Consider the following 9,113-nt stretch of genomic DNA (forward strand, 5'->3'; position numbering starts at 1 on the left):
CAAGATGTTATGCGATCGGGCGGCCACGCTGGTCATATGACCACAACTGCCTCCCGCCGCCCTCAGAAGGTCACCTTCCGGGACAGGCTGCTGCGGCTGGCCGGAGCGGTCACCACACCGGTGCTGCCCGACGACTATCTCGACCTGATCGCGCCCCTGCGCGCCGGCGCCCCGTTGCGCGGCCGGATCGTCGCCGTCCGCCCGGAGACCCGGGACGCGGCCACCCTGGTGATCCAGCCCGGCCGCGCCTGGCAGGGCCACCAGCCCGGCCAGTACATCCGCCTCGGCGTGGACGTCGACGGGGTACGCCAGTGGCGCGCGTACTCGCTCACCTCGCCGCCGGACGCCGCCGACGGCCGGATCTCCGTCACCGTGAAGGCCATCCCCGACGGCAAGGTCAGCAACCACCTCGTACGCCGGCTCCGGCCCGGCACGATCGTGCACCTCGACCAGGCCCAGGGCGAGTTCGTGCTCCCCGCCGCGACGCCCGAGCGCGTCCTGTTCGTGACCGCCGGCAGCGGCATCACCCCGGTCATGGGGATGCTGCGCTCCGGGCTGGCCGAGCGGGCCGACGTGGTGCTCGTGCACTCCGCGCCCACCCGCGACGACGTCATCTTCGGCGCGGAGCTGCGGGCGCTCGCCGAACGCGGCGCGCTGCGGCTGATCGAGCGGCACACCGACACCGACGGCCTGCTCGACGTCGCGGAACTGGCCGCCCTGGTGCCCGACCACCTCGACCGGGAGGCGTGGGCCTGCGGACCCATCGGCATGCTCGACGCGGTTGAGGGGTACTGGTCCTCGAACGGCCTCGTCGAGCGGTTGCACACCGAGCGGTTCCGCCCGACCGTGATCACGCCGGGCGAGGGAGGAACCGTGACCTTCACCGGGGCGGGTGTGACAGTCGAGTCCGACGGGTCCACCACCCTGCTCGACGCGGGGGAGAACGCCGGAGTGCTGATGCCTTCCGGGTGCCGGATGGGCATCTGCTTCGGCTGCGTCGTACCGCTGCGCCAGGGCGCTGTCCGCGACCTGCGCAACGGCGACATCACCACTGCCGTACCGGGGGACGGCGTGCTCGTACAGACGTGCGTGTCGGCCGCCGCCGGTACCTGCGACATCGATATCTGACAGGAGCCACCCACGTGACCGTCATCCAGAAGAAGGCCGTCAACCCGATCGCCCATCTGAGCGCCGAGGACATCGAGATCATCGGCAAGGAACTGGACGCGATCCGGGACCGGGTACTCGCCGACCGGGGGGAGCGGGACGCCCGCTACATCCGCAAGGTGGTCAAGACCCAGCGGACACTGGAGATGAGTAGCCGGGCGGTGCTGCTGTTCTCGCTGTTCCCGCCGGCGTGGGTCGTCGGCACGGCCGGCCTCACCGTCGCCAAGATCCTGGAGAACATGGAGATCGGGCACAACGTCCTGCACGGCCAGTGGGACTGGATGCGCGACCCGAAGATCCACTCCACCACCTGGGAGTGGGACCACGTCTCCCCGGCCGACCAGTGGAAGCAGTCGCACAACGAGCTGCACCACCGCTACACGAACGTCGTCGGTAAGGACAACGACCTCGGCTACGGCATCATGCGCGTCGACGAGGACCAGCCGTGGCACCCCATGCACCTCGGCCAGCCGCTGTGGAATCTGATCAACGCCATGTTCTTCGAGTACGGCATCGCCGCGTACGACATGGAGCTGGGCGACCACCTCAAGCAGCGCAGGCTCAAGGACCCGAAGTTCCGGGCCAAGGCCCGGGCGGTCGGCCGCAAGATCCGCCGCCAGGTGCTCAAGGACTACGTGGTGCACCCGCTGCTGTCCGGCCCGTCGTTCCTGACCACGCTCGCCGCCACGTTCACCGCGAACCTGCTGCGCAACGTGTGGAGCCACTCGGTGATCATGTGCGGGCACTTCCCCAACGGCGTGGAGACGTTCGAGAAGACCTCCATCGACGGCGAGACCCGCGGCGAGTGGTACCTGCGGCAGATGCTCGGCTCGGCAAACATCAGCGGCAGCCGGCTGCTGCACATCATGACCGGCAACCTGTCGTACCAGATCGAGCACCACCTCTTCCCCGACCTGCCCAGCAACCGCTACCAGGAGATCGCCCCGCAGGTGCGGGCGCTGTTCGACAGGTACGGCCTGCACTACACCACCGGTCCGCTGCCCAAGCAGGTCGCCTCCGCCTGGTGGAAGGTCATCCGCCTGTCGCTGCCCAACCGCAAGGACAGCCGGCAGCCGGTCGCCCCGGCCGCGCTGGCCTCCTCCGGCACGGCCTGACCCGCCCGGTCGGTGCACGGCCGGTGAACTTCCACCGGCCGGCACCTGACCATCGCCTGCACAGTCGGCATCCGCCCAGCTCAAGGCGGGTTTCGCGGCCGTCGCGACGGTTCCGCGCCGCCGTACACTCGCGCCCGTCAGGGCGTACGGGTGAAGGGTGCGAGATGCGGCGCGTGGTCATGCTCGTCGACAACGCGGTCGACTGTGACTCGCGGGTGCAGAAGGCGGCCCGCTCGGCCGCCGACGCCGGCTGGGACGTCACGCTGATCGGCTGCGCCCACGTCGACGCCGAACGCCGCTGGCGGATCGGCCAGGCCGAGGTGCGCGTCCTGCCGCTGTCCAGTGCTCGCGCCCTCCCGCCCGTCACCGCACCGGCCGTCGTCTCTCATCCGGGCGGCGGTGTCTCCGCCGTCTCCGGTCCCGGGGTCGGCAGCGTTTCCGCTTCGGGCCGGGACGCAGGTCCGCGCGACGGTTCCGGGCTGCGCGGCGGGTCCGGGTTGCGCGCTCGGCTGGTGGCCCGGGGCGGGCTGCCGCTGCGCGCGGCGCGGCTGGCCCGCCGGCCGGTGGAGCACGCCCAGGTCCGCTACTGGCGGGCCCGGCTGCGCGACGGGGCGTGGCGGCGGCTGGAACCGGGGCTCTGGGACTACGAGCGGGCCGCCGGTCCCGTCGTCGACGAGCTGCGCCCCGACCTGATCCACGCGCACGACTTCCGGATGCTCGGCGTGGCCGCCCGCGCCGTGGAGCGTGCCCGGGCCGCCGGGCGGGACACCAAGCTGGTCTGGGACGCGCACGAGTGGCTGCCCGGCGCGCGGCCGCGTCGCGACAACGCCCGCTGGCTGCCCGCGCACCTCGGCTACGTCCGCGAGTACGTCGGCGCCGCCGACGCGGTCGTCACCGTCTCCGACACGCTCGCCGACCTGCTGGTACGCGACCACGCCCTGCCGGAGCGCCCGACAGTGGTCCTCAACGCCCCGGTCACCGCCACACCCGACGAGGACGCCCCCGACCTGCGGGAGCGCTGCGGTCTGCCCCCGGACACGCCGCTGCTCGTCTACAGCGGGGCGATGGCCGCCCAGCGCGGCGTGGACACGGTGGTCGAGGCGTTGCCGCTGCTGCCCGGCGTGCACCTGGCGCTCGTCGTCGCCGACCCGGCCGCCCCCTACGTCCGCCAGGTCGTCGCCCGCGCCGCCCGGCTCGGTGTGGGTGACCGGGTGCACGTGCTGCCGTACGTGCCGCACCGGCAGCTCGTCGCGTTCCTCGCCACCGCCGACGTCGGCCTGATCCCGCTGCACCACTGGCCCAACCACGAGATCGCGCTGATCACCAAATTCTTCGAGTACGCGCACGCGCGGCTGCCGATAGTGGTCAGCGACGTCCGCACCATGGCCGAGACGGTCCGCGCCACCGGCCAGGGCGAGGTGTTCCGCGCCCGCGACGCCGCCGACCTGGCCCGGGCGGTGCGAGCGGTGCTCGCCGACCCGGCCCGCTACCGCGCCGCCTACGAGGGCGAGGACTCCCCGCTGCCGGGGTGGACGTGGGAGGCGCAGGCCGAACGCCTGGACACGCTCTACCGCCGCCTGCTCACCCCCAACCGCTGACGCCCGCACGTGGGCGCGGGAAAGGGCTGGGCGGGAGTGTGCGGACCGGGCTACCGTCGAGGTATGCAGAGCAGGCGCACCTTCACCGCCGCGGCCGCGCGAGCTTCCCGCTCGCCGGTTGCCGCCGCCTGACCTGCCCCACACCCACGCCGGCGACCGGAAACGGTCCGCCGGCGTCGTCGTGTCGACGTCAACGCGCGCGGCGGGCCGTCCGGTCACCCGTACCCGGAAGGCACCCGCCATGACACCAGACGACATCACCAGGACGTTCCTCGACCACTACCACAGGCACGGCCACCGCGACGCGCCGGAGAGTTCGCTCATCCCGCCGCCCGGCGACCCGGTGCTGTTCACCACGTCCGGCATGCACCCGCTCACGCCGTACCTGCTGGGGCGCCCGCACCCGGGCGGACGGCGACTGGCGAACGTGCAGCGGTGCCTGCGCACGACGGACCTGGACGAGGTAGGCGACGACACGCACCTGACCGTGTTCCAGATGCTCGGCTCCTGGTCGCTCGGCGACTACGGCATCGCGGCCAGCCTGCGCTGGGGCTTCGAGCTGCTCACCGACCGGTTCGGCATCCCGGCGGGGCGGCTGCACGCGACGGTGTTCGGCGGCGACGACCGGCTCGGGCCGGACGACACCGCGCGCGACACCTGGACCGCGCTCGGCGTGCCGGTGGAGGCGCTGGGCGAGGACAACTGGTGGTCCAACGGCCCGACCGGCCCCTGCGGACCGGACTCGGAGATCTTCGTGTGGACAGGCGACGGCCCGCCCACCGGCACACCCAGCACCGACGCACGCTGGGTGGAGGTGTGGAACCACGTGCAGATGCGCTACCACAGGCACCCCGACGGGCGGCTCACGCCGCTGCCGCACTCCAGCATCGACACCGGCATGGGTTTGGAACGGCTGGAGATGGTGCTGCGCGGCGACCGGTCCGTGTTCACCGGCGACGGCCTGCGCCAATGGGTGGACGAGGTGGCGGAGCGGTGGGACCTGCGCGGCGAGGACCTGCGCGTGGTCTCCGACCACCTGCGGTCCGCCGTGGTCGTGCTCGGTGACGGGGTACGCCCCGGCAACACCGGTCGCGGGTACGTGCTGCGGCGGCTGCTGCGCCGCGCGCTCACAGTGCTGTGGCGCGACGACCCGGCGCGCAGCCTGGACGAGCTGCCGCCCGAGCTGTACGCGGACACGCTGCACCGCTTCCGCCAGCTGCCCGATCGGAGCACGCGGCCGGTCGACGTCGGCTCGCCGCACGCGACGCTCGTGGACGAGGAACGCCGCTTCCGGGGGCTGCTGCGACGCGGACGGCCGCTCGTCGACCGGGTACGGGCGCGCGGGCCGCTGTCCGAGCGCGACTACCACTGGCTGCACGACACCCACGGACTGCCCCGCGACCTGGTCGACGGCCTGCTCGCCGACGCGAGCTGAGCGGCGGCCGGGTGAGCGGCGGCGGCGCAGCGGTGGCCGCCCGTCCGGGGCGGTGCCAGACTCGGAGGCGGACGCCACGCGAGGGAAGCGGACGCCGCCGCGAGGAGAGGGCAGCCGATGACCGAGGTACGGCCGGACGAGGAGACGGTGCCGCTGCTCGGCGCCGAGGTGCGCATCGCCGGCGCGGCCGGGCTGCTCGCCGCCGCCGTCGACGGGCCGGTGGAGTTGCTGGTCGACGGCGACTTCCCGGCCCCGGTGCGGGAGATGCGCTGCACCGTGCGCGCCGACGCCGCAGATGGGCAGCCGGTGCACCGCTTCGAGGCGTACCTGCGGGTGGAGAACACACCGGCGGGCCTGCTCGCCCTCGGTCTGGCCGGGCCGGTCGGCGTGCTGCTCGCCGAGCGGCTGGCCGCGCGCGGCGGCGACGGCCCGGCCGCCGCGGTGGGCCGGATCGCCGCGGAGGCCGGTCGGCGGATCTGGCCGCGACCGGTCGCTACGCTCGCCGCGCCGCCGGGCGACGAGGCCGGCCGGGAGGTGCTGCGCACGGCCCGGGAAGCCGGGCTGCGGCCCCGCGTCGACCAGGCCAACGGCACGGTACGCATCCGCGCCGACGTACCAAGCGCCGAGGTGGGACCGGCGCACCTGCATGCCGTGCTGGGCCTGCTGCTCCAGGCCGTACGCGAGTTGTCCGGCGACAGCGACGAGCCGACGGTGCTGCGCGGACGGACGTACCTCGTGGGGCGGCGACCGGTGACGGCGGCCGGGCCGCGCAGCGCGGCGGTGACCCTCGACCAGGTCGGCGGGCTGTCCGACGTGGTCGCGCGGTTCCGCGAGGTGGCGGTGTCGTTCCGGCACCCGGCGGCGATGGCCCGCTGGGGCGCGCGCCGGCCACAGGGCATCCTGATGTACGGGCCGCCCGGCACCGGCAAGACCATGCTGGCCCGGGCCCTCGCCAACGAGGTCGGCGCGGACTTCGTGGAGATCCGTACCCCGGAGATCCTGGACAAGTACCTCGGCGGCTCGGAACGCAACATCAAGCGCATCTTCCGGGAGGCACGCCGCTACCGGCGGCCCACAGTGATGCTGTTCGACGAGTTCGACTCGATCATCAGCTACGCCGGCGCGGGCGGCGACGCGGCCAGCCAGGCGGTCAACGCGGTAGCGGGCATCTTCAAGCAGGAGATGAACACGCTGTTCGAGGAGAACCCCGACGTCATCGTGGTCGCCACCACCAACTTCCCGCAGCGCGTGGACGCGTCGCTGATCCGCTCCGGCCGCTTCGACCTGAAGATCGCCATTCCGGCGCCGGACGAGAACGGACGCGCCGAGATCCTCACCAAGATGGTCCGCGAGCTGATCGAGCGGCACGAACGGCCGGGCTTCAAAATGTTCGCCGACGACCTCGACCCGGCCGCCCTGGCGGCCGACACGGCCGGTCTGACCGGCGCGGACCTGCGGGAGGCACTGCGCCGGGTGCAACTCGCCAAGGCACTGCGGGAGGCGGCGGAGGGTGCGCCGCCGGCTCCGATCGGTCAGGATGACCTGCGGGAGGCCGTTGCCGGGTTGCGCCGCGGCTGACCGGAAGGAGTCCACATTGTCCTCGTCCGATCTGCTGCTGTCCCGCCGTGACCTCGCGTTCCTGCTGCACGACTGGCTTGACGTGACCCGGCTGACCGAGCGCCCCCGCTACGCCGAGCACACCCGGGAGACCGTCGACGAGGTGCTGGACCTCGCCGCGCGGGTCGCCGCCGAACGCTTCGCCCCGCACAACCGGGCCACCGACACCGGCGAACCCACGTTCGACGGGCAGCGGGTGCGGACCATCCCGCAGGTCAAGGCCGCCCTGGCGGCGTTCGCCGAGACCGGGCTGCTCGCCGCCACCATGGACGAGTCGGTGGGCGGCCTGCAACTGCCGCACACGGTGGCCGCCGCCGCGTTCGCCTGGTTCCAGGCCGCGAACGTGGGCACGTCGGCGTACCCGATGCTCACCCTCGGCAACGCCAACCTGCTGCTCGCCCACGGCAGCACCGAGCAGATCGACACCTGGGTCCGTCCGATGGTCGAGGGCCGGTTCTTCGGCACCATGTGCCTGTCCGAGCCGCAGGCCGGCAGCTCCCTGACCGACCTCACCACACGGGCCGAGCCGCAGGACGACGGCACCTACCGGGTCGTCGGCACCAAGATGTGGATCTCCGGCGGCGACCACGAGCTGGCCGAGAACATCGTCCACCTGGTGCTGGCCCGCATCCCCGGAGCGCCGCCCGGCGTGAAGGGCCTGTCCCTGTTCATCGTGCCGAAGGTGCTGCTCGACGACGACGGCAACCTCGGGCCGCGCAACGACGTGGCGCTGGTCGGCCTCAACCACAAGCTCGGCTACCGGGGCACCACAAACACGCTGCTGAACTTCGGCGAGGGCGTGCACCGCCCGTACGGGCGCGCCGGGGCGGTCGGCTACCTGGTGGGGCAGCCGCACCAAGGGCTCGCCGTGATGTTCCACATGATGAACGAGGCGCGCATCGGCATCGGGGCCGGCGCCACCGCGCTCGGCTACACCGCGTACCTGAAGTCCGTCGCGTACGCCCGGCAGCGCCCGCAGGGCCGCCCGGTCGCCGACAAGGACCCCACCACGCCGCAGGTGCCGATCGTCGCCCACCCCGACGTACGCCGGATGCTGCTGGCCCAGAAGAGCTACGTGGAGGGCGCACTCGCGCTGGTGCTCTACTGCGGACGGCTGCTCGACGAGCGGAAGACCGCGCCCGCCGAGGCCGACCGCGAACGGGCGCAGCTGCTGCTGGACCTGCTCACCCCGATCACCAAGAGCTGGCCGGCCCAGTGGTGCCTGGCCGCCAACGACCTGGCCATCCAGGTGCACGGCGGGTACGGCTACACCCGCGACTACGACGTCGAGCAGCACTGGCGGGACAACCGGCTCAACGCCATCCACGAGGGCACCCACGGCATCCAGGCGTTGGACCTGCTCGGCCGCAAGGTCACCATGCGCGACGGCGCCGCGCTGGAACTGCTGCTGGAGACGATCCGCGGCACCGTCACCCGGGCCTGGAAGGCGGAGGGGTTCGCCTCGGAGCTGGCCGGTCAGCTCGCCGTCGCGGTGGACCGGATCGCCGTGGTGACGCGACGGCTGTGGGCTCCGGGTGATCCGGAGCTGGCGCTGGCGAACGCCTCGGTGTACCTGGAGGCGGTCGGGCACGTGGTGATCGCGTGGATGTGGCTGGAGCAGGTGCTGGTGGTGGAGGCGCTCGGGTCGCCGGACGGGGCCGAGGGGGAGTTCCTGGCGGGGAAGAGGCAGGCGGCGCGGTACTTCTACCGGTGGGAGCTGCCGAAGGTGGGGGCGCAGTTCGACCTGCTGGAGGGGTTGGACCGGACGACGCTGGACATGCGCGAAAGCTGGTTCTGAGCCGTGTGGGTCCGGCAAAGCCAGCCCCGCCGTCACCACCAGAGCCACTAAGAGGTCCTAACTTTTTGAGGGTGGGCGTAACCGACTGGATGTGAGGGTCGTTTCGTCTGAACGTGAGGAGGGGTGAGCAGCCGCCGTGGATCGTCTCGGATGAGTTGTGGGCCGAGATCGCACCGCTGCTGCCACCCCGCCCACCACGCCGTAGTCGGTATCCGGGGCGTAAGCCGCTGGATGACCGCAAGGTGTTGTGCGGGATCTTGTTCGTGCTCTATACCGCGATCCCGTGGGAGTACCTGCCCCAGGAGTTGGGCTTCGGGTCGGGGATGACCTGCTGGCGGCGGCTGCGGGACTGGAACCAGGCCGGAGTGTGGCAACGGCTACAC

The 9,113-nt window shown here is 72.5% G+C and carries 7 protein-coding genes; all 7 read left to right on the forward strand.

Annotated elements, in window-relative coordinates; all coding sequences use genetic code 11:
* Window positions 1-36: 36 nt before the first annotated feature.
* A complete protein-coding gene (locus tag AB0D28_RS12130; RefSeq protein WP_357384945.1) occupies window positions 37-1,128 on the forward strand; it encodes a ferredoxin reductase in 1,092 nt (363 codons plus the stop codon).
* Between the two features lie 14 nt (window positions 1,129-1,142).
* Complete coding sequence (locus AB0D28_RS12135; protein WP_357384947.1) at window positions 1,143-2,282, forward strand: acyl-CoA desaturase; 1,140 nt, start codon at window positions 1,143-1,145, stop codon at window positions 2,280-2,282.
* 164 nt (window positions 2,283-2,446) lie between these two features.
* The gene (locus AB0D28_RS12140) at window positions 2,447-3,880 is read left to right on the forward strand and encodes a glycosyltransferase family 4 protein (protein WP_357384949.1); all 1,434 of its coding nucleotides are present in this window, start codon (window positions 2,447-2,449) and stop codon (window positions 3,878-3,880) included.
* A 241-nt stretch (window positions 3,881-4,121) separates the two neighbouring features.
* Window positions 4,122-5,315 carry an alanine--tRNA ligase-related protein gene (locus AB0D28_RS12145; protein ID WP_357384951.1) on the forward strand — a complete coding sequence of 398 codons (1,194 nt, stop codon included), beginning with the start codon at window positions 4,122-4,124 and terminating at the stop codon, window positions 5,313-5,315.
* 117 nt (window positions 5,316-5,432) lie between these two features.
* Window positions 5,433-6,893 carry an ATP-binding protein gene (locus AB0D28_RS12150; protein WP_357384953.1) on the forward strand — a complete coding sequence of 487 codons (1,461 nt, stop codon included), beginning with the start codon at window positions 5,433-5,435 and terminating at the stop codon, window positions 6,891-6,893.
* A 16-nt stretch (window positions 6,894-6,909) separates the two neighbouring features.
* Window positions 6,910-8,730, forward strand: coding sequence for an acyl-CoA dehydrogenase (locus AB0D28_RS12155; RefSeq protein WP_357384955.1), 1,821 nt, complete (start codon window positions 6,910-6,912; stop codon window positions 8,728-8,730).
* Between the two features lie 140 nt (window positions 8,731-8,870).
* Window positions 8,871-9,113: transposase (locus AB0D28_RS12160; RefSeq protein WP_357384979.1), on the forward strand; the 243-nt coding region annotated here is incomplete at its 3' end.

Origin of the sequence: Micromonospora sp. NPDC048169, from assembly GCF_040652815.1 — a bacterium.
In the GTDB taxonomy this organism is placed as follows: Bacteria; Actinomycetota; Actinomycetes; order Mycobacteriales; family Micromonosporaceae; genus Micromonospora.